We start from the raw sequence: 25,422 nt of genomic DNA, 5'->3' as shown, positions 1-25,422 counted from the left end.
ATCTTTAGTAGAATATAAACCAACACTTAACATGAACATTTTAAAAAAGTTAATCACCAATAAAAGAGGATTTGCAATTACTTTTATCATGATTTCTACTTGCATTACTATAGGAATCTCACAAAAGAGCAATTCGGAAGTAGCTACAAAGAAACTAGGATCACAGCGGTATGACACCTACAACAGCTTTGAAGAAATGATAAAAGTAGAGGATGCTAAATACTTTCCATCCAATCGTATTTCCCCTGTGGGGAATAAGAAAAGACCTATGTACCATGGGTTTTTCTTTTACAACTGTTCTCATCACGAACTCTTTCAATATGATCCAAGTGGCCGCTATATGGTAGGGATGCGGATTTTTATTGAAGGTCGTAAAGTTCAATCTCATGATAAGGGGGAAATTGGATTTTTCGATTTAGACAAAAACAATAAGTGGACGAAAATTGGGGAAACTACCGCCTGGAACTGGCAACAAGGATGTCGTTTGCAATGGATTCCTAATTCCGATGAGGAGATCATTTGGAATGATCGCTCCAAAGATGGCAAAAAGCTAGTGAGTCGTGTTTATAATGTCAAAACGAAAGAAACACGTACGCTACCCATTCCGGTATACACTATTTCACCTGATGGACAGACAGCACTATCTGTAAATTTTGAACGGATTGTTCATGGTGGCTGTAAATATGTGGGGATAGAAGATCCATACAAAAACGAATGGGCACCTTCTGAAATTGGAATCTGGAAAATGAATATGAAAACTGAAAAGATCGATATGTTGATGTCAGTAAGAGATATGGCAAAAACATTGTATCCTGATGGTTTGCCTTCAGATACTCTTGGAGGGACACTTTATTTTTTCAGAGAAGGATTTAGTCCTTCTGGAAATAAATTTATTGCTTTTGCGAAAGATGCACGTGAGACATCTCCGGGCAATACCAATACTCGTACTGAGGGATTTTCTATGGATCTCAATGGAGGAAATGTTAAATATTTATACAAAGAACCAAGTCACCATTTCTGGATAAATGAGAATGAAATTATGGACAATGGGTTTCATTTAAAACCTGATGGCAGTAAGAGCACTCGTGGTTATTTTAGATTTGTCGATGATAATTCTGGACAAGCCAAAGAAATGTATTTCGAAGCACCCAATGGGCACATTACACTTCATAAAAGTGGGGATTGGATTCTTACAGATACCTATAATATTAATGGATATATTTATCTATACATGTACCACATTCCTACCAAAAAGTTTGTTCCACTGGATAAGCTGGCATATAAGTTAGGTGGTTATTTGTATCCCTACAATCCGGGTATTTTAAGAGTAGATTTGCACCCAAGATTCTCTCCCGATGGTAGAACAATTTCCTTCGATTCTAGTCATGAAGGAGTGGGGAGACAGATTTACACGATGGATGTTGGTTATCTTGTTGACAATCCACCTTTGAGATAAATAACAATCAAAACGAGTTATTTCTTTCCAAAATGTATATGTGGTATTAATTTTTTTGGCTTCAGTTAATCCAGCTAGTTTTAAAAGTTTTCCGACATCCTGTTGATCTTATAATTAGGGCTCTTTTTTTATTTTTCCTTTCGATATATAGCATTTTAACTTTCTGTACTTAACTTTCCGACCCACTACTTTGCAATCTGAGTTAAAAAATGCTCGAATGGGAACATAAAACATTCCCAATTTTGGTCGTATATAATTTTACTAGAGTACAGTCAATTTGAAATCAGCCTTCATTCATAGTGTCAATCAGGAATACTCTTCATTTATGGAAAAATCTGATTTGGAGGTATGGCGAAAATTCAAAGAAGGAGACAATGGGGCATTTGTGTATATATATCGCACCTATGTTAACGACCTTTTTCAGATAGGTATCCAAATATCCGGAGATGAAGCTTTAATCAAAGATTGTATTCAGGATTTTTTTGTGGAACTCAGAGAACGTATTTTTCACCTGTCGGATACAGATAACATCAGACTCTACCTTATAAAATCGTTTAGAAGAAAAACCATCAAATACATCAAGAAGAAAAACAGATTTGTTGGTCAAGATCAAATTAAAGAATCATTTTTTGTAGAGTTGGCTGCTGATGAAAACATCATCAATGCTCAATTTGACAAAGAGCAATTGCAAAAGCTTAACAGTGCGTTGGCTAAGATGAAGAAAAAGGATAGGGAAATCATCTACTATTACTTTTACGAAAATTTCAGCTACAGCGAAATAGCCGAAGTGCTGGGCTATGATCATGTAGCGTCTGCAAGGAGATCCATCTATAAAGCCCTGAGCCGGTTAAGAAATATAATAATGGTGTTCATTGCTGTATGCATGCTAAGGTGATTTCTTGCAATCATCTCTTATTCCATTTTTTTTAGAAAATAATTTTACGTTCATCTGTCAGTAAATCAGTGAGTTGAGTACTGTCTGTAGAAATTTTTAATTTTTTTCGGAAAAAACTGGTATCATTTATCTTCTTCTGGGCTTATAATACCAAATGAGTATCAAAAGATGTAATGAAAGACAAAGGAAACTATAAACTACACCTGATTCACAACCCGGAATTCAAAAACTGGGTACAAAACCCCACTGACGAAAGTAATTATTATTGGGAAAAATGGCTTGAGCAAAACCCTGATGAACAAGAGGCTGTGAATAAGAGCAAAGAATTTATTTTGAGGCTTAGATTTAAAGAAGGAGTTTTATCAGGTGATGACACCAATATGATCTTCAAAAGTATCATATCTAAGCAGAGGCCAACTCCTTTTTTCAAAAAGCCTCTCTTCAAACTCAATATCTGGAGGTATGCCGCCGTGTTGACTTTGGCGTTATGTGTCAGCATGATTTTTTGGCAATATTCCAACAACGAGGCTGAAACTATTGCGGTAGCTGAGACTGTTGTTTACATCAATAAAACGAATCCCAAAGGTCAGAGGTCGGTCATTAGCCTGAAAGATGGTACCAAAGTACATTTGAATTCTAACAGTACACTTACTTATTCGTCCGAATTTGGAGTATCAGATAGAAAGATAGAATTGAAAGGAGAAGCATACTTTGCCGTTGCAAAGGATGAATCAAAGCCGTTTATAGTTACTTCCGGTAATGTTTCTACCACCGCATTAGGTACGGAATTTAATGTAGATGCACGCAATACTGACAACCTCAAGATTATTCTCGTTGAAGGTAAAGTAAAGGTGCAGGATAAATCAAGTGACAATACACCTCTGGTTCTTATGCCAAATCAAATGGTTGAATACAGGGTAGAAGATGGGTTGGGTTCTGTCGCTGAGTTGAGGACTACTAATGATCTTTTGTGGATTCATGGGGTTCTTAAGTTCGAAGATACTCCTTTCAGCAAAGTAATAGATGAATTGGAAAATTGGTATGGAGTAAAAATCAATGTGCATGGAGACTCTAAGGGACTCCATTACTCAGGAGAATTTGAAGATGAGTCTTTAACCAATATTTTAGAGTCTATGAGCTTTTCATTGGGACTCGAATATTCACGAAGCAACGAATATGTTCAACTTAAACTAAAAAAATAATGAGAAAGTAGCAAAGAAAAAAGAAGACCGGTAAAACCGGTCCCCCCGTAGCAATCAGTTTCGATACTTCAGACTTACCACAGACAAAATATCAATACTGATTGATTTAAATGATTAATTAATCAAAGACAAAGATATGAATAATACAATTACGAATGTCATAATCAAAATGACTAAAATAACCCTACGACTTTTTATCTTATTTGGACTCTCTCTACAAGTGAGTATGGCGGATGAAATATCTGCGCAAATAAAGAGTGTAAAAGAGGTGAGAATTTCCCTGAATACCGAAAATGTAAGCTTGAGAGAGGTATTTCAGGAAATTGAACAAATGACTGACTACACTTTCAATTTTAGCAAAGATAAAATTGACCTGTCAAACAACGTAAGCATAAAGCGCAACAACAGTACATTGGAAGATGTATTACTGGACATTTCTAAAAAACACATGCTTTCTTTTAGGCAAGTGAACAACAGTATAGGTGTTTACAAACTTGAAAAAAAACGAATTCAGAATTCTATAGAGTTTGAAATACTTGAAGAAATAGATATATCCGGAAAAATTACAGATGAAAATGGACAAGGACTTCCGGGAGTATCAATTATTGAGAAGGGTACTGCGAAAGGCACTACTACGGATATTGAAGGAAATTACAAACTGGATGTGACAGAAGGAAAAACCCTTGTTTTTTCATTTGTTGGCTACAAAACAGTAGAGTTGGAAGTAGGAAGCAGAACCGTACTGGATGTACAGATGGAACTGGATGCCACACAGTTGGAAGCTATAGTAGTTACAGCTCTGGGGATTACCCGTGAATCAAAATCTCTTCCATACAGCACCCAAAGCGTAAAGGCCAAGGACTTAACCGAAGTGAGAGATCCCAACAATGTGATCAATTCTTTGCAGGGAAAGGTTGCAAATGCACTGATTACGCAAAGTTCCGGTGGTGTGGGAAGTGAAGCCAGAATAGTTTTGAGAGGAAACAGTTCCATCAGTGGAGACAACAGCGCACTGATAGTAGTGGATGGGGTTCCAAACAGCAAAGGAGTAAACATAAATCCTGATGACATAGAATCGATGACTGTGCTCAACGGTGCTGCAGCTGCTGCGTTATATGGTAGCCAGGCGGGTAACGGTGTAATAGTAATTACTACTAAAAAGGGAAGCAGTGAGGGTATCTCTGTAAGCCTCAACTCAGGAGTAACTTTTAACCGACCATTTTCTCTTCCTAAATTTCAAAACACTTATGGACAAGGTACCAGTGGTGTGATGAATCCTGCGGTTGGTGAAAGCTGGGGTGAAGAAATGAAAGGCCAGCAGTACACCAATATGCAAGGAGATAGCAGAAGCTATTCTCCGGAAGAAAGCAACGTGAGCGATTTTTTCAATACAGGAGTGAACGCTTCAAATTCCCTTAACATCTCTGGCGGAGGCGAAAAAGCGCAAGGATTTTTGTCATATACCAATAATAAGGTTACCGGTATTGTTCCTAACAACCAAATGATGAGTCACAATATTAACCTGAGATTGACCAATCAGATTACGGACAAATTGAGTACCGATGCAAAAGTGACCTATTATACTGCGGGTGTAGATGGTATGCTCCGATCTACTGAGGGAAATACGGCAGTGCTTGATGCTTATCAGATTCCAAGAAATATGAGTTTGTCTGATGTGCAAAAATTTGAAACTACTGATGAATTTGGAATACCAACTCCAGCTCCTTTCCCATCTACATTGTCATACAGATACCAGAACCCTTATTGGATTACCAACTATGACAGGTCGCATGAAGACAGAAGTCAGATATTTGGATATTTGTCTGCTAAATACCAACTGGCAGACTGGCTTTCAGTGAAAGGGCGTGCCAACATAGATAAAACTAACATTATTGCTGATAGACAAATTAATCAGGGTACCTCTTCATGGGCTCAAAGGCCGGGAGGATATTTCTCTCTGGCTTATACTAACAGTACTGCATTGTGGTATGATTTGATGTTTGATGGTAGCAATGAATTGAGTGAGTCATTCAAAGTGGATTATCACGTGGGAGCCATTTACAATGATAGAAAATATACTCAGGATCAAACCACAGCCAATGGTTTGAATGTAGCCAATAAATTCTCTACCAACTTTGCTACCAATCCGGTGGTAAGTTCTAATGCCTCTCATATACAAACACAATCCGTTTTTGGACTTGTGAATTTTTCATATAAAGATGCCCTGTTTTTAGATGCTAGTTTGAGAAATGATTGGGATTCCAGATTGCCTTCTCCTCATTCATTTCAGTATTACTCATTGGGAGGATCGGGGATTATTTCACAATTGGTGACTCTTCCGGAGGCTATTTCATTTTTGAAAGTAAGTGCCAGTTATGCAGAAGTAGGTAACGGAGGTCAATTTGGATTATTGTCCAATACTTACAACTACAGTGCAGGTGTTGCCAATGGATATATTGCAAGAGGAGGCACCTTCTCTATACCTGGTTTGAAACCGGAAATAGTGAAAAGTACAGAGATTGGATTTGAGACTAAATTTGTTAACAATCGTTACTCTGCAAAATTCACGTACTACAAAAACAATTCTACCAACCAGTTACTTCAAATTGCCCTGCCACAGGGCACAGGGTACAACCAGCAGTACATTAATGCCGGAAATATCCAGAATAGCGGTGTTGAAATTCTCTTGTCAGCCAGTCCGGTCATAACCAGCAATTTTGATTGGAATGTTGATTTCAATATTGCATTCAACAGCAACAAGGTAATTGAATTATCAGATGGTTTGGACGTAGTTTATCAGGGTGGTTTTACGGATTGGGGCGGAAGACCTCAAATCGCAGTAGGTGGAAGTTATGGAGATTTAGTAGTATCCAAATGGGCACGAGATGACAATGGAAGATATCTGGTGACCAATGCAGGGCTTCCTGTTTTGTCAGGATCGGTAGGAGAGCAACCTTCACTAATTGGTAATTTCAATCCTGATGGAACACTTGGGATGACTAATTCATTTAGATACAAGAATTTTTCTATGAGATTATTAGTTGACGGACGTTTCGGAGGAGTGATTATTTCTGGAACAGAGGCAAATTTAGCTCATAGCGGTATTACTGAAAGCACACTTCCTTATAGAGAAGGAGGATGGGTACTAGGAGGAGTGAATGTAAATGGTGAAACCGTAGATACTGCGATTACTTCTCAACAGTTTTGGCAAACAGCTTCTAACAAACGTTCAGCTACAGGAGAGTTCTTTGCTTATAATGCTACTAACTTTAGAGTAAGGGAGCTCTCTATAGGCTATTCTATGCCTATGTCTCCTGATTCTTTTATCAAATCAGTTAAGTTTTCACTGGTAGCCAGAAATCTGTTGTGGCTTTACAGAGGCGAATCTATTATGGATATTCCGGGCATGGAAAAACGTAAAATGTGGTTTGATCCGGACGTAAGTATTGGTTCTCAGAATGGTTTTCAGGGAGTTGAATATGGGATGCCATCTACAAGAAGTCTTGGTTTTAACATCAACTTAAGTTTTTAAAATTGAAAACATTAAATAGAATAATCATGAAATATATAAATAAATATTCATCATTAAGAAACGTTTTGGTGTTGTCAATGTCCTTTTTGATAATATCATCATGTACCAATGATTTTGCTGAAATCAATACAAATACGAATAGTATTGGATCTATCGGCAAAGCAGAATTACCATTTCTTTTCACAAAAGCACAGGATGCTGTCAATTGGAATGGGCAGGTTGAACAAAATCTATTCGCAGATCAGTATGCACAGTATGTAGCAAATAATACCTCTTATTTTCCTACAGACCGATATGAGATCAATTTTAGCTGGGTGTCGTCTGTTTGGTCTAATCTGTATATTGGTGTAGTACCTCAATTACAGAGCATTTTTGAAAATACAGATTCGGGTTCGGCAGAATATGCACTGGCTAATATCTGGTGGGTATATTCTTTTCACAGGGTTACTGACTACTGGGGAGCGATACCTTATTTTAATGCGGGAACTCCCGGTACTTCTGTAGCTTATGACAGTCAGGATCTTATCTATGATGATTTCTTCAAAAGACTTGACGATGCAGTTACTGTATTGGAAGGTAAAAGTGGTGAAAATGCATTTGGTAGTTATGATATCATTTATGGTGGAGATGTAGATAAATGGATCAAATTTGCCAATACACTGCGTTTAAGGTTGGCTATGAGGATTTCAAATGTTAATGCATCAAAAGCTAAAACAGAAGGTGAAGCGGCTTATGCTTCGGGAGTATTCGAGACCAGTCCTGATGATGATGCTTATGCATTAAATAACGATGCAGATATCAATCCACTGAGCCAGATGTCTGAGTGGAATGAATTCAGAATGAGTGCTTCAATGGAGTCTGTTTTGAAAGGGATGGATGACCCACGGATTTCTGAGTACTGGATTCCGGCGGTTGAATCAGGTACTTATGAGGGATTGAGGAATGGTTTGACTGTAGCCCAACTGAGTGATCCACAAAACACCGCAGCAGCTAATTCACACATTGGATCCAGATGGACAAATCCGGTATCCGGAGGTATTGGGGATTATTTAAGTACGCCTTCTAATGTAATGTTCACAGCAGAAGCTTACTTTTTGAGGGCTGAAGGAGCCTTGTTGGGATGGAGTATGGGTGGTACTGCCAAAGAATTATATGAGGCGGGTATTACGCATTCTATGTATCAGTGGGGAATATCTGACCAGGCTGTTATTGATGACTACATCAGCAGCACAAATACACCCGTTGCACCAAACGACTTTTTAGGTTCAGCACCATTGAGTGATGTTCCTGTATTATTTGATGGAGGAGATGCAGACATTCAGCTCGAACAAATAGCATTGCAAAAATGGGTCGCTTTATTTCCTGATGGAGTAGAGGCTTGGGCGGATTATAGAAGGAGACCAACTATCGGGTTATATCCAGTTGCTAATTCAAGCAATCCGGATATATCAGATCCAACCAAGGATTACATCAGGAGAATTCCATTCCTGACTCAGGAGTATCAATCCAATACGGATGCAGTAGGGTCTGCTGTTAATTTATTGAAAGTGAAAGCAGATAAAATCAATACCCCACTTTGGTGGGATGTGAATTGATATACTGATCCACAAATATTTAATGAGGCTGTCTTAAAAGGCAGGCTTTCCGGGATGTTCGAGAAATAGCTATTTAAGCGTTTTCAAAGGAGTGGCGGAATGAGTCCGGCAACTGCTTAATCCTTGTGAGACAGCCTCATTATAACACTGATCCACATTTGTGGTAATTAACAAAATAAATGGAGCAGTCATTCTTTTGATTGTTTTTAAATCCATTGACCAGTTAGGTCTGGTTTATCCTTTTATATGCTTGATGTTGTCTCCATATTTTCTTCTGAAATAAACCTAAGGTGTAGATGTTCAATACTTTATTGGTAGTATTCAATGGTTGTAATCGGCAAGACTACTTCTATATCAATGATTGGCAAAGGTGGATTTAAGGAAGAAGTGCAAAACATGAAAGAAAATAATATTTAGTTAAATGAAGAAAATACAAATGTGCAAAATAGGTTTAAAGATTCAACTTCGAATGCTGCATATCATTCCATTGATTGTATTAGCTCTATGCTTTTTTTTAACCGCTAAAAGTCAGTCATCAAAAATTACTCAGGATAATATAAAGTTTATCTCTTATCCTGATTTTCCTTCCGCAAATTCTACCTGGGGAGATATCGGATATAATCCGGTGAACAACGCTGTTTATATAGGGGTAACGAATCATAAAAACAAGATTGGTTTTTATGAATATGGAGTAGCCAAAGATGAGATGAAACTCAAAGGGTTTATCAATGATATGGCTCATTTAAGGGATTTTCAATGGCAGGGTAAAATCCATACCAAAATCACATTTGACACTCAGGGCAATGTCTATTTTGGGACTGATGGTGGAGAATCAAGAGAAGAGTACCTTATGAACCATCCTCATGGATACAACGGAGGCATCATTATGAAATGGGATCCTATAGAAGAACAAATGACCAATTTGGGTGTACCAATGCAGTATGAAAGTATAAAAGATGTTGATGTTGACCTTGAAACAGGAAAGATTTATGCCATTTCATATCCACAGGTTCATTTCATTGTATTTGATCCAAAGACCAATGAAATGGAAGATTTGGGAAGACTGGGAAGTGGGCATGTGCCAAGGGTCATCTTCACAGATAAGTGGGGCAACTGCTACTATGTGGACTGGAGACAGAGGTTGGTGAAATACGAAAAGAGTACAGGAAAACTGGTGTTTGCCAAAGAAAGCCTTCCTGCTTTTGAAGGAACGCCGGGTGGTTTTATCATTACCGGAATAACCGCTTATGCCAAAGACTCAAAATCCAATACCATTTACATAGTGACTTATGGAGCCAAAATGCTTGCATTACATACTCAGGAGGAGGGGATCGGTGAAATAGAGGATTTGGGTGCTGCTTATGATCTGGTAGATCAACCGCTTTGGAAACCCTACATTCCCAATTTGAATCTGGGAGACAATGGAAAACTCTACTATGTGATCGGTGGGCACGGAAATTATGTAAAAGACGATACTTCCATATTGATGGAACTTGACCCGAAAACAAAGCAAAAGAAAGAAGTATTGGATTTCCCAACAATAGAGTTGAGTGAAGTTACAGGGTCAGATATTAAGGACAGGCAAGGAAATTTGTATTTCGCCGGACGGAAAATAATACCAAAGGACAAGAACACTTTGGAGTCCTTACCCTCACTCGATGATAAAGTGTCCATCCCATTTATGATAAAGTTCAATCCTGAAAAAGATTTAAAATAATGAGAACGTTGATAATAAAATTACTAGGAGTTGTATTGATAATGGGTGCAGGAATACCTGCATTTTCCCAGTACAAATTTTTCAATCCTGAAGGAAGTTTTGCTATAGAAGTTTCTTTGGAAAATACTGATATGAAACGGTTACCTATTTATCGTAATTCGATTACTTCTCTGTCGGTAGTGGGTGATCACATTGTAGGTGGTACATCAGCAGGCGATGGTTTATCACCGTTTGTATTTGTAGCCTCTTTAGAAAAGCGAGAGCTAGTAGAATTTTTGGATGTAAGTGATGTAATCAAAGATCAACAGTCCATCAGAAGTGGGTTTGTTAAAGACAAACAAGGACAGCTATTTGCGGGTACTATAGCTCAGTCTGCTGACAATACGGGAGGACATATTGTCAAAGTAATCATAAATACTAAGGGAAAAATAAAACTTGAAGATTTAGGAATTCCTGTAGCAGGAGAAGGGGTTTACGCAATTACAAGTGATGCTGCTGTCAATAAGATTTATGGAATGACTTATCCATCTGGATATTTCTTTTCTTATGACATCAAATCAAAAAAGACCAAGGTGTTTAAAGACTTGTCTCCATCCAAAAAAGTGACGCACTCATTGGAGGATCAATTTTCAATCACCCCTGGAGATTATTTGAGTAGGGCATTGGTGACTGACAACAAAGGGTTGGTATATGGCAGCTTGCCTTATGGCAAATTGTTTTTCTTCAATCCTGCGAATGAGACATTGACTGAGATGGAAGAAGAATTGCCGGAGGTTTGGGGCCGTCGTTCGTTGGGTCAGATACACTCATGGCTCAAGACCAAAGAAGGTAAAATATTTGGTGCCAATCGTGCCGATGGACAACTTTTCGAGCTCAACACTACAACCAAGAAAATCAAAAATTTAGGAAAGCCTATTATGATGCCCAAGTTAGCTGGCCTTGCTGAAGGAAGCGATGGAAAGATTTATGGGATTTCAGGCGGTGCTCCCGGTTATGCCCATCTTTTCAGCTATAATGAGTCAGAAGGGTTCAAAGACTATGGCAATCCTCAGTTTGATATGGTTGCACCTGGTATAGAACAAGGTATAGAGTGGCGTGGTTATCAGTTGGAAACAATTGCCGCATCAGAAGATGGAAATTACATTGTGGTGGGTGAGGGTGAGTCACTAAGTCATTTGATGGTTTTTCCTGTCAAATAAACATGAAGCTCTTTTTTTACAGAGACAAAGTAGAAGGCATGAAATGGAGGATTTTCTTAATAATGTTTGGTGTAGGATTGTTTTTCAATGTGGAAGGGCAAGACGCTAACATTAGTAGAGGAAATATACAATTCATTGACTATCCCGATTTTCCAGAAGCCAATTCTACCTGGGGTGATATTGGTTACAATTCAGTGAGTGATGCAGTGTATATTGGAGTAACCAACCACAAAAACAAGATTGGTTTTTATGAATACTCAGTAAGTAATGATGAAATGAAGCTTAAGGGCTTTGTCAACGAGATGGCTCATTTGAGGGATTTCCAATGGCAAGGCAAGATCCATTCAAAAATCACAACTGATCTTCTGGGGAATGTCTATTTCGCAACCGATGGTGGAGAAGCCAGGGAGGAGTTTTTGATGAATCATCCACATGGTTATACTGGTGGATTTATTATGAAGTGGAATCCAAAAAATGAAAAACTCACCAATCTGGGAATGCCAATGCAGTATGAAAGCATCAAGAACATAGATGTAGATCCGGAGACAGGTAAAATATATGCTGTTACTTACCCTCAGGTTCATTTTTTGGTTTTTGACCCAAAGACTAATGATCTTCAGGATTTAGGCAGACTTGGCAGTGCACATGTTCCTCGGATTACATTTTTGGATCAATGGGGCAATTGCTATTATGTGGATTGGAGACAAAGGCTGGTAAAGTATGAAAAGAGTACAGGTAAATTGGTATTTGCCAAAGAAAGCCTGCCAGCATTTGATGATACCCCCGGAGAAGTGATAATTACCGGAGTTAAAAGCTACACCGCTGACCATGCCAATGGAGTCATCTATCTGGCGACTTATGGAGCAAAAGTGCTTGCTTTTTATCCTCAAAAAACCGGAATAGGAAGAGTAGAAGATCTGGGAGCATTGTATGACACCAAAGACATGCCTCTATGGAAACCTTATGCTTCGAATATGAACCTGGGTGTCAATGGGAAATTATACTATGTCCTTGGAGGGCATGGGAACTATGTAAAGAAAGACACCACGGTGATGATGGAACTGAATCCAATCACCAAACAAAAGAGAATAGCCATGATGTTTCCAACGTCAGAACTTAGTGAAGTTACAGGAGATGGAGTGAGAGACAAAGAAGGAAACCTCTATTTCGCAGGAAGAAAAATACGACCAAAAAATGAAGGTACGCCTGAATCCCTACCTTCCATCAATGACAATGTTTCCATTCCATTCATGATCAAATTCAACCCTGAGAAAGAATTAAAATAATGATAAGGCCAATAATAAATAAACAAAGAATGCTCAATAATAAGATAATGAAAATCAATAATATATTTATCGTACTTTTTTTTGTCAGTATATTCAGTGCATGCGAGAGCAATAGTAATGAGCTCAAACAAGTAGAGGATTGGGAGCTTTCTGTGTTGCCTTCATCAGTTCGTTTGAACCCCGCTACAAATGAAGTCATTGAACAAAAATTTGTTATAGAGAGTGGATTTTCAGATCTAAAAGAGCCACTTAAAAAGAATTGGATTTATGATGGTGAAAAAGCAACCATCAATTCCGCAAGGGGAGAGTATGTCTCTTTTCAATTGGTATTGACCAATAATACAGAAGAAACCTTAACCAATATACAGGTAGAGACCACTCGTTTTTCCAATAAATCATCAGCAATTGAAATTGATCCAGAGCTGTTTTTAGAGTGGTCGGTAGAAGTTAAAACCCCTAGTACCGGATATCCAAAGGCCACTTTGGGCAAAGGATGGTATCCGGATGCTTTGATACCTTTCAAGTTGATACAATTGGATTCTTCAAAAGTTCAGCGATGGACTTATCCTTTGAGGCTTCCTGATTTCAACAACCGAATTGAAGGTCAAAAATCATTGGTTGTTTGGGTAGATCAGTATGTGCCTTTTGAGCGGAGTAAAGCACTTCCCGGTAAATACACATCAACTATAAAAGTAACCATCGGTGATGAAACCAAAGAAGTAACTGTAGAATTGAATGTATGGGATTTTGCTATTCCAAATCGCAATTTATTTGGAGCCAGCCTGCAGCATGAAGGTTTTGTAAGCAGCATGACAGAAGACAATGCACTGGAAATTTACCAGTTGATGAAGCGGAACAGGGTATCGGTAATGGATCCGACTTACCAACCTGCATTGGAATTGAAAGGCAATGGAAAAGTATCCCTCGATTGGACTTTATTTGATAAGAGACTTAAAAAGTATTTCAATGGGAAAGCTTTCACGAGTGAATATGGATATGAATATGGTCCTGGGTATGGAGAACCTATAGAAAATTTTGTGTTGCCATTTGATGTATATGGAAAGCATCATACTAATGGCTGGCCTGATACAGGTACGCCTGATGTAGAGCGTAATCCTGAGAATGTTGCCATATATATTGAAAGCATCAAGCAAGTCAGGACTCACCTTCAAACGCTACTCGATCCTACCAAAACAGATTTGACTGTATATCTCAACGGACTTGATGAATCCTACTTTAAAGAAGCATGGAGTAGAATGGTTTTTTATGGGGATCTCTTCAAAAAATACTATCCTGAATCTCATTTTAGAATTGACGGTGCATACAGCGATGAGGCTATGGAGTATGTGAGCCAATCGATCAAATATTGGGGTTCGCATACGATCAATTACAATGCTGAGAAGGTGAAGGAATACCAGAAAATGGGTATCAAAGACTGGCTATATGGGCCCATGCTGTACGAAAGCGAAGTAAATGGTTGGGTTGGCAGCAGTACTTTTATTGATCTGCCTCTGTTGAATGACAGGGCAATAAGCTGGAGTAGTTGGAAATATGGAATCCACTCCTGGTTGAGTTGGGGAATAGGAGCAGGATGGAAACATGCCTGGTACGATCCTGAAACCTGGAAGGATGCGTATAAATCAGGATCCGGTTCTGATATACAGTTTTCATACAAAAAAATCAATGGTAGTGCTTTGCTTATATATGCTGGTGGTATTGTGCCAAATGTGGAGGAACCATGTCCTTCCATACGCCTCAAGACCTTGAGGAATGGAGTACAGGAGTATGAGTACATGCGCTTACTGACTGAGTTGACAGGCAGTAAAGAGGCAGCAGATAAGATTGTAAATGGAATTATAAAAGAGCCCTTTGGAGACAATGCGATAGGAGTGTTGGATGTATGGAGTTTTGATCCTCAAAAATGGGATCAGGGTAGGGTTGAAATGGGGGAACTAATCAACAAAATGAGCAAGAGTAAGTAGATTGAATGCGTATATTGTCTTACCGATTTTTACCTTTTTTAAATAACCAAAATACCATGATTTTTCAATTCAAGAGAATACTTCAGCCATTGATACTAGTAGCATTGATTGTGATGCAGCTGGGGTGTACCAGTAAGAATGAAAAGCAAACCGAGGCATCAGAGACTCAGGATAGCTGTTACACATTGAGTGACTTTAAATTTGTGCCTAAAATTGATGTGCATGCGCATATAAACGTAGAAGGCAGAATCATGATTGAGCAAGCCAAAGCTTACAATTTCAAGTTGATGGTGATGGCTGTAGATGTAGTGCCTGAATATCCTCCTATGGAAGAGCAGATAAGGGTGAGAATTAAACATCACAAGGAAAACCCTGACGTATTTGCTTTCACTACTGCATTTACTCTGGAGGGCTGGGACGAGCCTGATTGGTCGGATAAGGTGATTGAGCAACTAAAAAGAGACTTTGAAAATGGTGCATTGGGAATAAAAGTCTGGAAGAACATAGGCATGGGAGAGAAAGACAAAGATGGGAACCTGATCATGTTGGACGATCCCAAGTTTGATCCGATTTTCCGATTTGTTAAAGAGCAAAACAAAGTGGTGTTGAGCCATGCCGGAGAACCCAAAAACTGTTGGTTGCCAATTGATGAAATGACGGTGAACAACGACCGTGAATACTTCTCTGAAAATCCTGAATATCACATGTACCTGCACCCGGAAATGCCATCTTATGAAGATCAGATCAATGCACGTAACAACATGCTGGAAAAAAACAAAGACATGACTTTCATAGCGGTGCATTTGGCCAGTTTGGAATGGAGTGTCGATGAGATAGCTGCTTTTTTAGATCGTTTTCCAAATGCTTCAGTTGATGTAGCCGAGCGTTTGAGTCATTTGCAGGTGCAGTCGATTAAAGACAGACAAAAGGTGAGGAATTTTATCATCAAATACCAGGACAGGGTTTTGTACGGTACAGACTTTCAGGAGCTGGAAAATACCAATCCATCAGAACTGAAGGAAGGAATGCTTAAAACCTGGATGCAGGATTGGAAATACCTCAATACGGATGAGATGATGACGGCACATCAGGTCAATGCTGAATTCCAGGGATTGAAGTTGCCAAAATCTGTGGTGGATAAGATTTACCGCATCAACGCACAAAAGATATTTCCCAATGCATGGGAGAATTGAAAACGGTTCTTCATTTCTAACCTTTGGAGTTTGAGCTACAGATTTTACCATAAAACAGGAAAATCTGTTTTTAGGATAAATATTAAAAAATCAGATATATAATGTCAATTTCTATAGTTTTATATAAGCGTAAAAGAGCAATTACGTTTGCAATTTCCATGCTTTATGTGTTGTTTTTTTTCTTTATGTCATTGAAAGGATTTGCCCAAAGCGCAAGTGTGAAAGAGGAAATTCAAACCATCAAAACTTATCCTTATTCTGATCCTAACCCCATTCCATCTTTGGGAATAAATTCCAAAGTAGGAGCCTATTATCCCTATTATATTTTTGATGGATTTAGTGACAAAGGTGTCAATCAGGATTGGAAAGTGGTGACGCTTGAAAATGATTTTATTGCGGTAACAGTGCTTCCTGGCGTTGGCGGGAAAGTAATGGGAGCCATCGAAAAATCTACCGGAAAAGAATTTATTTACCTGAACCATGTACTCAAATTCAGATCCATTGGTGTTCGGGGACCCTGGACAAGCGGAGGTATAGAGCACAACTTTGGTTTGGACCTGGGGCATGCACCATGGACAGCCGCAGACGTAGATTATGTATTGAAAGAAAATGAAGACGGCAGTGTAAGTTGTGTGGTTGGGGGACTTGACCTGGCTTCACGTTCGCAGTGGCGAGTTGATGTTCGATTGCCCAAGGATAAAGCCTATTTTGAAACGAATGCCATGTGGTACAATCCAACTCCATTGCATGATGCTTATTTGTCCTGGGAAGTGGGGGCTTATAAAGGTACAGAGGATTTACAGTTTTATTTTCCCGGGAGCTATCACATAGGTCATGGAGGGGATGTCAGTCCATGGTTTATGGACAAAGAAGGTAGAAACCTCTCTTTGTATAGAGAAAATAATTTTGGGACGAGTAAATCCTACCATGTAGCTGGTATGTTTCCCAATTGGTTTGGTGGGTATTTTCACAATACCAAATTTGGAAGCGGGCACTGGGCAGCTTATGACGATGCACCCGGTAAAAAGCTATGGATCTGGTCGTTGGCCAGAGATGGTGGTATTTGGGAAGATTTGCTCACAGATAACGACGGACAGTACATAGAGGCTCAATCAGGAGTGAAGTTCAATCAGGCATCTCCGGAAGGTGGGTTTAATACACCATACAACCAGTTGTTTATGCGCCCTTTTTATACAGAGACAAAATCAGATTACTGGTTTCCGGTGAAAGAAACTGGAGGAATGGTAGATGCCTCTCCAAATGGCACACTCAATCTCGTAACTTCCAGCGATGGTCTCACTGTTTCTTTTTGCCCTAACATCTATGTGAAAGACAGTTTGATACTAAGAAGCGGTGGAAAGTCGATTATTGCAGAATTCATTGATTTGAAGCCAATGCAATTGTATGAAAAAACCATTTTATTGCCCAATGCAGATGAAAAAACGGTGACAGTTGACATTGGAAAGCATTTGATGAATTACACCACAAATGTATCGGTCAATAAAATAGACCGACCGATCCTGACACCTGCCAATCAGGATTTTAATTCTGCGGAGCACCTTTTCCGACAGGCTGAAGACATGAACAGCATGAGGAGTTATACTGAAGCGATGGAAACCTATTTGGCATGTTTGGAAAAGGAACCCACACACAGCAGAGCACTTGCTAAAGTTGCCGAGTTGTATTATCGAAGGGCAGAGTATGAAAAGGGGTTGACCTACGCTTACCGTGCGCTGGAAAACAATACTTACGATCCTGGAGCGAACTTTATTGCTGGAGTCATTCACAAGACACAAGGAAAACTGATTTTGGCTAAGGAGGCATTTAGCGTTTCGGTAAGGTCTATGGAATACCGTTCTGCTTCTTATGTGCAAATTGCTGGTCTGTACCTGCAAGATCAAAATTACGAACAGGCAAAAGTGTATGCCCAAAAAGCATTGGATTATAATCGATATAATATTACTGCTCATGAGTTTTTAATTACTGCTTTTAGAAAGTTGAATGAAGCGGAAAAAGCGCAGAAGAGTATCAAAGCCCTTCTGGAAATTGACCCTTTGAATCATTATGCCCGATTTGAAGCATATTTATTGGACCCATCGGCACAGAAACTATCAACCTTTACTTCGGCTATCAGAAACGAATTGCCTTTTGAAACATATCTGGAGCTTGCACTTGAGTATGCCAATCAGGGGTTCAATGAGGAAGCCATTCAGGTGTTGGGGCAATCTCCGGCATACCCCACTGTGAACTACTGGCTGGCTTACCTACATAGAAATAGCTCACCAACCAAAAGCAGTGCGTACCTAAAGCAAGCTGTAGAGTTGTCTCCTCAGTTGGTGTTTCCATTCCGACTGGAAACCATTCCTGTGTTACAATGGGCACAGCAGCAAAATTCATCCTGGAAAACCAACTACTACCTGGGTTTGATCTATTGGAAAATACTTCGCAGTGAAGAGGCAAAAGCTGAATTTGAGAAATGTGGTAAAAATCCTGATTTTGGTATTTTTTATACCTCAAGAGGTATTCTTTTTGAAAATGGTTCTTCAGTGGACAATGATTTTAGAAAAGCAGTTGAGCTGAATCCCGAAGAGTGGAGAACGTGGTATTACCTGAGCCTTCATTATGAAAAAAATAAAGCATTTGACCGACAATTAGAGACCTCAAAACAAATGTATGCCCGATTTCCCTACAATCCTATAGTGGGTACAGCTCATGCCACATCATTGTTGAATACAAATCAAAATTACGAATGTCTGAAAGTGCTGGCAGAAGTGAACGTGCTACCAGCAGAATTTGCCAATTCCGGCCATAGCATTTATGAAAGAGCCAATATTTCCATTGCGTTGGATTTAATAGAAAAGAAAAAATATAAAAAGGCGATTGCCGCTCTGGACATGTCTAAAAAATGGCCTGAGAACCTTGGGTCTGGAAAACCTTACGAACCGGACAACAGGCTACAGGACTACCTACAGGCGTATTGTGAAACCAAATTGAGAAATGATAAAATGGCAGACAGCCATTATCAGGACATCATAGACTATTCCCGAAAGCATTGGGATTTAAATAGAAATCCCACTAACACCTATTTAAGTATTCTGGTTATACAAGCAGCAGGAACCCCCAAAGAAGTAGATGCGGCGATGAAAAAATGGGAAGAAAGACAAAACTATTTGAGGGATTGGAAGTTGTCAGGTGGATCGGACAGAAAAGAGGTGCAATGGGTTTTGGCAAAATACAATAAGGACACTGAAGAGGTAAAGCGATTGGAAGAAGGGATTGTGGAAAATCAACCAGCTAGTTATTTCAGTATTTTACTAAGAGTTCTATCGGTTTTGGATAAATAATTAAAGACTGTCTTTATAAGGAAAAATGGAATATAAATTTATCACAATGAAATTTCTCTGTGCAAGTATTTTTCTATTGCTATTTTCGGTTTCTGTCCATTCCTACACAGATGAAAGCCATTACAGTAAAACGTTTGACACCACTAGGTTTTTCAGGGTGTTTACACCTTTGAATTATGATGCCGAAAATCTCAATAAGAGGTACAATGTGATTTACTATTTTCATGGTTGCGGAGGCAGTTACAGGAAAAGTGGTACCTATAGCTATCAGGATTTTGGTTTGATTCCACCAAAAGCAGACAACAGGCCTGACGACCCGGACTATGAGCTGCCAAACAATGCGGACTTTGAAAATGAAGCCACCCGCAGTGATGTTATAATCATAGCTGTAGATGGAAAGATCCCCGGAATTCCCGGTTGTGGAGTATATTTTCCTTCTCAGGTAGATGACTGGAGTGGAAACCGATACAATTTTTCTGTTTATATCAGGGAGTTGATCGATGTGGTAGATTCCCGGTACAATACTTTGGCAGGAGCACAGCATCGTGCAATATCAGGGCTGTCAATGGGGGGGCAGGCAGCTACATGGGTGGCAGCCACTAATCCACACCTGTTTAGCAGTGCCTCGGAGTTTTGCTATTCACCTGCTTATTATGATGTGGGGGAGTTGTCATACCTCACGACCGTAGATATTCAGCAGCTTTGGAGAAATTTCAGAGGACTTCCCATGAGGCACTCCACCAACACCAAAGATTGGTTGAAATATTATACGACACAACTGTATCAGACGTATTTGGGAGCAGGTTTTAAAAATGAATATTACCTGGCTGATTATTGCAAGCACCATGCAGCTAGAATAGACCTGCAATTTGATTTCCACAGCAATCATTTCTCCGATCCTAAGCAGGCCGTTGATTGTTTTTCATTTATCAACCTCTATCCTGATTTTGAAGTGTGGGGCTATGAAGTGTCGAGTAAAAAGAAGGGAAACGGTTGGATATACCTTCATGACGTAACAAAAAATGGTTTTGGAATATATACCAGAGAGCGACTGACATGGGGTAAGAGCCTCATCAATTTTGATATTTCGGTAACTACACCTGCCGTCTATCAGCCCAATAAGAAATATACGTTTTCCAGGTATTCTTATAAAAAAGGTACTATTACCACAGAGCCAATAGTGGCAAATGGAGAAGGTAAAATGGTGATTAATTCTATCGGTGGGGTAGGTGAAGAAATAGGTATTGAAGGCGAGGGATTGCAGCCTCCTGTGATGGTACTTACCGACACGATAAATGAAAACTTGTATTTGTATGAAAATGCCATAAAGTCGTTTGCCTTTGATGTGGTTAACTTATCTACTGCCACCCAAACAATTGATTTTGTCGTTTCTACCGAAAACAAAGAGTTGCTGACTATTGTCAGCCAACCCGGCCAAGTGGTCATTCCTGCTTTGAGCAAATTGACAATTGATTCCTTTTTTACATGCAAGGGCAATTACCTTCCGGATTTTCGAAATACAGGGTTTATCAAGATCAATACTGTCATCGATGGAGTAGTTCAGGATCGGGAGCATTTTAGGAAAGTAGTAGTCAAAGAAGTTACTCAGGTCACTGGAAATTTCAAGGTCAAAGTTTTTGATGGACAATCGGAAGAACTTGCTCTGTACCAATACCAATGGAACCAATGGGACAACCCATTCTCTACTGAAGCGATCACGGAAGGGAGTGGCAATGGAAATGGAAAACCGGAGCTGGGAGAGATATTTTCTATTTGGATCCAAACCCCATCGCCATTGGAAGCAAAGGATCTTGCTACCTGGCATCCTGTGATTCCTCTTAATGGACGAGAGCACCCCGATGTGTGCGTTGATGAAATAAAGCAACGACGGATGAATACAGGAAGGAGTACTTTGTCTGCTCAGATCAGTCTCAACAGAAAGCCTACTAAAAAGAACCCTGTGCGAATTCCTGTGCAAGTAGAGTTTTTGCAAGCCGAATATATGGAAAACGATTGCCATAGAAATACAGCAGATAAGTATGGATATGCTTATTATGACCTTATAATGTTGGCAGATGGTGCAATTCAGCTGACTAAAAGTGCGAATTGACAAATTTCTGTTGCTCCTCAATTCTCAATTGTTTGGCCTTTATAAAGGCACTAAATCAAATTAAAAATCCATTAGATTTGATGTTCGTATAAGTCAATTTCATAATATAATGTCTCAAATTTGGGACAAATGCGTTATGAAGTTTAAATTACCTTCTGTAGGTCAAAAAATGACTCCAAAAAACTATTAAAAGACTTAACTATGGCAAAAAAAACTACACTTACGGTATTGCTAATTGCACTTTTTCTTGGATTTTCGTATGGCCTGATGGCACAAAACACTAACGAGGATCATACGCATCATGCTCATGAGCATGCACATGGCAGCATGACACATCATCACGAGCATGGTCCTATGCAATCAGATCAAATTGTCAGGCGGGCAAAACTGGTAACAGGACAGGGAGATTTTATTTTTTCATGGGATGAGGAACTTACGGCTGCTTTTCCTAAAGATGCCTATGAGTTTGAACCACAAATGCACGGAGGTTTTAACGAAGATCCTGAAACCGGAATTGTATATACAGGTATTCCCGGGTACGGCCTTTGTGCTATTAGTCCTGATCTTACCAAATGGTCAACAATAGGCACTGATGAGCGCTTAAAGGACAACATCCATGGAATTGTTTTCTTTATACACAAAGGAGTGAAACATCTTGCCGTAGCGCAGAATGGCAAAAGAGTACTTGTATTGACTCTGGATGGTACCATCGTAAGTGAAATTTTGAAGCCTGCCGGTACCGAGTTTGAGTTTGCCCAGGCCAATGAATTTTTCGCCTCCAAAGAAAGTAATTTTGGAGTGACAGATGTTACTTACCTAAAAGGGACTATTTATGTAGCTCATGGCTATTCCAAAGGAGACTTTGTGATGACAATAAAAGAAAAAGACAGTGTTTGGAGTTGGGGCAAACTAGCCTGGGGAGGAAAAGGAGATACTCCCGGTCAATTTCAAACAGCACATGGAATATATGCCTACGACAACCACATTCTTGTAGCGAACAGAGCGGCTGGCCAGGTAGTGAAATTTACCAAAAAGGGTAAGTTTGTAGAAACTTTTAAGGATATTCCGGAAGGCAGTCTGGTTTGTAATGTTTCTTATAAGTCGGAACACTTCTTCTTAAATGCACTGAGTGCCCTTGGCGAACAGAAATCTGCTCCCATCTATGCGCATACCGGTGAAAAACTCGTATCGACAATTATACCGGGAGATTTGGACATTCCGGTGTTAACCAACATTCATCAGGTATGGCCTCATTTTGTAGAAACCAATGGAACAAAGCAATTGTATTTGCTGGTTCATGGATGGAATAAGGGCAAATTTGCTGTACTGAAGATGGAGAAATAAGCTCTCCATCATTGCTTTCAGTTTTCATACAGGTAGTTCTGGGAGAAACTCTGCATTAAAGTATAAACAGGATACCTCGGCCAGTTGGAAGGGATTGTAAGTATTTGTCTCTATCCATGTAGTTTCAAGACAAGTGAATTTGAATTAAAATTCATTAGATTTGAGAAAAGTATAGTGCATATATAACGCACACAGTGCGTTATGCTTAAATGTTACCTGCCATACTTAGATAGAGATGACCGAAGGATTTATTGAAATAGCTGATTCATGCGAGTCAACTTTGGATGATGTAAAAGATGATCACAAATTGCTAGCCGAAAAGCTGGGAATTGATATTTCAAGTCACTATTCACCAAAACTTATCCAAGATGAAATAAAAGCAAGAATTGAATCCGATTTTAATAGAAATAGTTCAAATCAAGAGGGTAATATCGGAATCAACGCATTAGGAATTATCTCCGAGACTTTGGTTTACAAATACTTGCTATTTGATGAGCCCGTACTTGAGTATTTGAATATTCTACAAACCCTTTTCACAATAAAGGATGCAAGAATTAAGAAAATACCATCCTTAGAAGAACCTGAGACTTGGGGCAGAATTATCACTAACCTCAAGGATTATCAGTTAGTGATCAATAACAAATACGATATTTCTCCAGCTAATATTAGGAACGATTATCCACAGCAATTTGACAGAGTGAATCAAATAAAAATACTCATCAAATTGGGTTGTAAAGTTTCAATAAATGGAAATGACCTGATCATTGATAAAACTGAACTGGCAATAAATAAATTAGATAACCTTATTCAAGAAATTGGAGGGATTACCCTTGCAAAGACAATTTTCAACTTTCTATCTCAATCTCATTATTCAAAATACTTTGAAAGGTACCATTTAACAAGAAATGGTAATGGTTTAAGTATTCATCAAAATCCCCAAATACCTTTCGGGTATCTTCTTAATTTATCTGTCAAATATCCTTACGAATCTTCAGGAAAGAATATTAAAAAGCAACTCACTGAAATTGAGGAATTGTCAATTGCTGTCGTTTCTGGCATATATAATGTTCAACATTATAATCAATGGGCTAATTTCTTTCAAACTGGAGATACTATAATTCAATTTTGCACAGAAATAGCTTTGTGGGATTCTCTATACTCTTTAATTCAAATTCGCCCTTCGTTATCACTGGAAATAGTTAAAAAACTGTTTGATGATATAGATGAAAATTCTTTCACTCAAGCTGTTGGAATAAATAAGCAAGAATGCTTCGCTGTTCTAGATGTATTACTTGATTTGGTCAAGAAGATTAACGGCCCCAAAGTCATTTATGTATCCGCAATTCATAAAATCCTAAAAGAGACCGATAAACAAACAATTCAAAAAATACTCGATTTAATATCCCATTCACAATATCCAAATTCTGAATATTTACTTCCATCTGATTTCACAAACGTAGACTTTCAATTCAATGCTTTAATAAAGATAGGAGGCACAAAATACTTTCTAGTTGACAAATCATGGTGCGCTCCATCATTATTTGAATCATTTGCCACAGGATTCAGAAAGGCAGGCATAAAAAACTTTGATTCGAGTATTGGTTACTCGCTTGAAAAATTGATTTATGGATATTTGGAACAACACAATATTTCATTTTGTCACGGTAACTACTCTAAAGGTAAAATTGAAGGCGAGTGTGATCTTCTAATTGAATCAAAAGAGGCGATTATTTTAGTTGAATTCAAAAAGAAAGTATTAACCCGAAAGGCTAAATCAGGAATTGATATTGACATACTTATTGACTTATCCGACAGCATAGTTTCTTCACAATTACAAGCCGGTCGAACTGAATTGGTTTTTAGGGAAAAAGGTGAGTTGACTTTGGTAGATGAAAAAACGAATTCAAGTAAAACAGTATACTGGAAAAACAGAATCATCGAGAGGATATCACTAACTCAGCTAGATTTTGGTGGTTTTCATGATCGAACTATTATCAATCAATTCTTTAAGGCATTACTTACCCATACTTATGGTACCTATTCTGAAGAACCGAGAATAATTAAAAAATTTAATGACTTAAAAGTCAAGCAACAAACTTGGATGGATCAGTTTTTAAAACTGAAAGAATTAGATAATTCGTTTGACCATTTCCCCTTTTTTAATTGTAGCTTTTTGAACCTTGGACACCTATTGGAAATCGTAAAGCTTTCAAATGATAACGAAACTTTTTACGATAACTTAAAATCCAATAAACATGTAACATTTGGAACGCTTGACTTTTATCGAGAATTTGAACTCAAGAATAATTTAGAATAGAGAACAGGCAGGTAATAACTAAGCATTCGTGCGGCCGATAGGCCAAGCATGAATGTAGTGTTGAACGAACCGTAGTTGGTATTTGGCAGATAGTCTTATGGGTTTTTCGGTCTGTGGATTTGGTTGACCTGTAGATTTAAGTAGGTCTTTGATGTGTTCTTGATGGAGTTAGAGTCACTATTTTTTCTACTTTGGTGGTCATCAAGCAGGTAATGATGCAATAATCAGGGATAAATGTCTTCATTGAGCT

14 protein-coding genes are annotated in these 25,422 nt (G+C 38.7%); all 14 read left to right on the top strand.

Features of this window, described 5'->3' with window-relative positions; genetic code table 11:
* Nucleotides 1–31 precede the first annotated feature (31 nt).
* The 14 genes from AAOP42_RS04370 (at nt 32) to AAOP42_RS04305 (ending at nt 25,172) form a co-directional block, all read left to right on the top strand.
* On the top strand, nt 32–1,456 hold the full coding sequence (locus AAOP42_RS04370) for a TolB family protein (protein ID WP_349527242.1): 1,425 nt from the start codon (nt 32–34) through the stop codon (nt 1,454–1,456).
* A gap of 277 nt (nt 1,457–1,733) precedes the next feature.
* The gene (locus AAOP42_RS04365; protein WP_349527241.1) at nt 1,734–2,351 is read left to right on the top strand and encodes an RNA polymerase sigma factor; all 618 of its coding nucleotides are present in this window, start codon (nt 1,734–1,736) and stop codon (nt 2,349–2,351) included.
* A 173-nt stretch (nt 2,352–2,524) separates the two neighbouring features.
* Nucleotides 2,525–3,553 (top strand): FecR family protein, encoded by a 1,029-nt coding sequence (locus AAOP42_RS04360; protein WP_349527240.1) that lies wholly within the window; start codon nt 2,525–2,527, stop codon nt 3,551–3,553.
* A gap of 136 nt (nt 3,554–3,689) precedes the next feature.
* Nucleotides 3,690–7,085 (top strand): SusC/RagA family TonB-linked outer membrane protein, encoded by a 3,396-nt coding sequence (locus AAOP42_RS04355; protein WP_349527239.1) that lies wholly within the window; start codon nt 3,690–3,692, stop codon nt 7,083–7,085.
* A gap of 26 nt (nt 7,086–7,111) precedes the next feature.
* A complete protein-coding gene (locus AAOP42_RS04350) occupies nt 7,112–8,680 on the top strand; it encodes a SusD/RagB family nutrient-binding outer membrane lipoprotein (RefSeq protein ID WP_349527238.1) in 1,569 nt (522 codons plus the stop codon).
* 421 nt (nt 8,681–9,101) lie between these two features.
* The gene (locus tag AAOP42_RS04345) at nt 9,102–10,397 is read left to right on the top strand and encodes a hypothetical protein (protein WP_349527237.1); all 1,296 of its coding nucleotides are present in this window, start codon (nt 9,102–9,104) and stop codon (nt 10,395–10,397) included.
* Complete coding sequence (locus AAOP42_RS04340; protein ID WP_349527236.1) at nt 10,397–11,596, top strand: hypothetical protein; 1,200 nt, start codon at nt 10,397–10,399, stop codon at nt 11,594–11,596. The genes AAOP42_RS04345 and AAOP42_RS04340 overlap by 1 nt, the downstream gene beginning before the upstream one ends.
* Before the next feature lie 2 nt (nt 11,597–11,598).
* Nucleotides 11,599–12,882 (top strand): NHL repeat-containing protein, encoded by a 1,284-nt coding sequence (locus AAOP42_RS04335; protein WP_349527235.1) that lies wholly within the window; start codon nt 11,599–11,601, stop codon nt 12,880–12,882.
* Between the two features lie 47 nt (nt 12,883–12,929).
* Nucleotides 12,930–14,864, top strand: a complete 1,935-nt coding sequence (locus tag AAOP42_RS04330; protein WP_349527234.1) for a glycoside hydrolase domain-containing protein — start codon at nt 12,930–12,932, stop codon at nt 14,862–14,864.
* A 56-nt stretch (nt 14,865–14,920) separates the two neighbouring features.
* Entirely contained in the window at nt 14,921–16,057 is a 1,137-nt protein-coding gene (locus AAOP42_RS04325; RefSeq protein ID WP_349527233.1) for an amidohydrolase family protein, read from the top strand.
* 101 nt (nt 16,058–16,158) lie between these two features.
* Nucleotides 16,159–19,401, top strand: a complete 3,243-nt coding sequence (locus tag AAOP42_RS04320) for a DUF5107 domain-containing protein (RefSeq protein ID WP_349527232.1) — start codon at nt 16,159–16,161, stop codon at nt 19,399–19,401.
* A gap of 46 nt (nt 19,402–19,447) precedes the next feature.
* Entirely contained in the window at nt 19,448–21,511 is a 2,064-nt protein-coding gene (locus AAOP42_RS04315; protein ID WP_349527231.1) for an alpha/beta hydrolase, read from the top strand.
* A 201-nt stretch (nt 21,512–21,712) separates the two neighbouring features.
* Complete coding sequence (locus AAOP42_RS04310) at nt 21,713–22,855, top strand: NHL repeat-containing protein (RefSeq protein ID WP_349527230.1); 1,143 nt, start codon at nt 21,713–21,715, stop codon at nt 22,853–22,855.
* Between the two features lie 235 nt (nt 22,856–23,090).
* Nucleotides 23,091–25,172, top strand: a complete 2,082-nt coding sequence (locus tag AAOP42_RS04305) for a hypothetical protein (RefSeq protein WP_349527229.1) — start codon at nt 23,091–23,093, stop codon at nt 25,170–25,172.
* Nucleotides 25,173–25,422 lie beyond the last annotated feature (250 nt).

Origin of the sequence: Reichenbachiella sp. MALMAid0571 (assembly GCF_040151475.1) — a bacterium.
GTDB lineage: Bacteria > Bacteroidota > Bacteroidia > Cytophagales > Cyclobacteriaceae > CAXBNB01.
The sequence above is the reverse complement of the archived record's forward strand: the minus strand, read 5'-3'. Positions and strand labels throughout refer to the sequence as shown.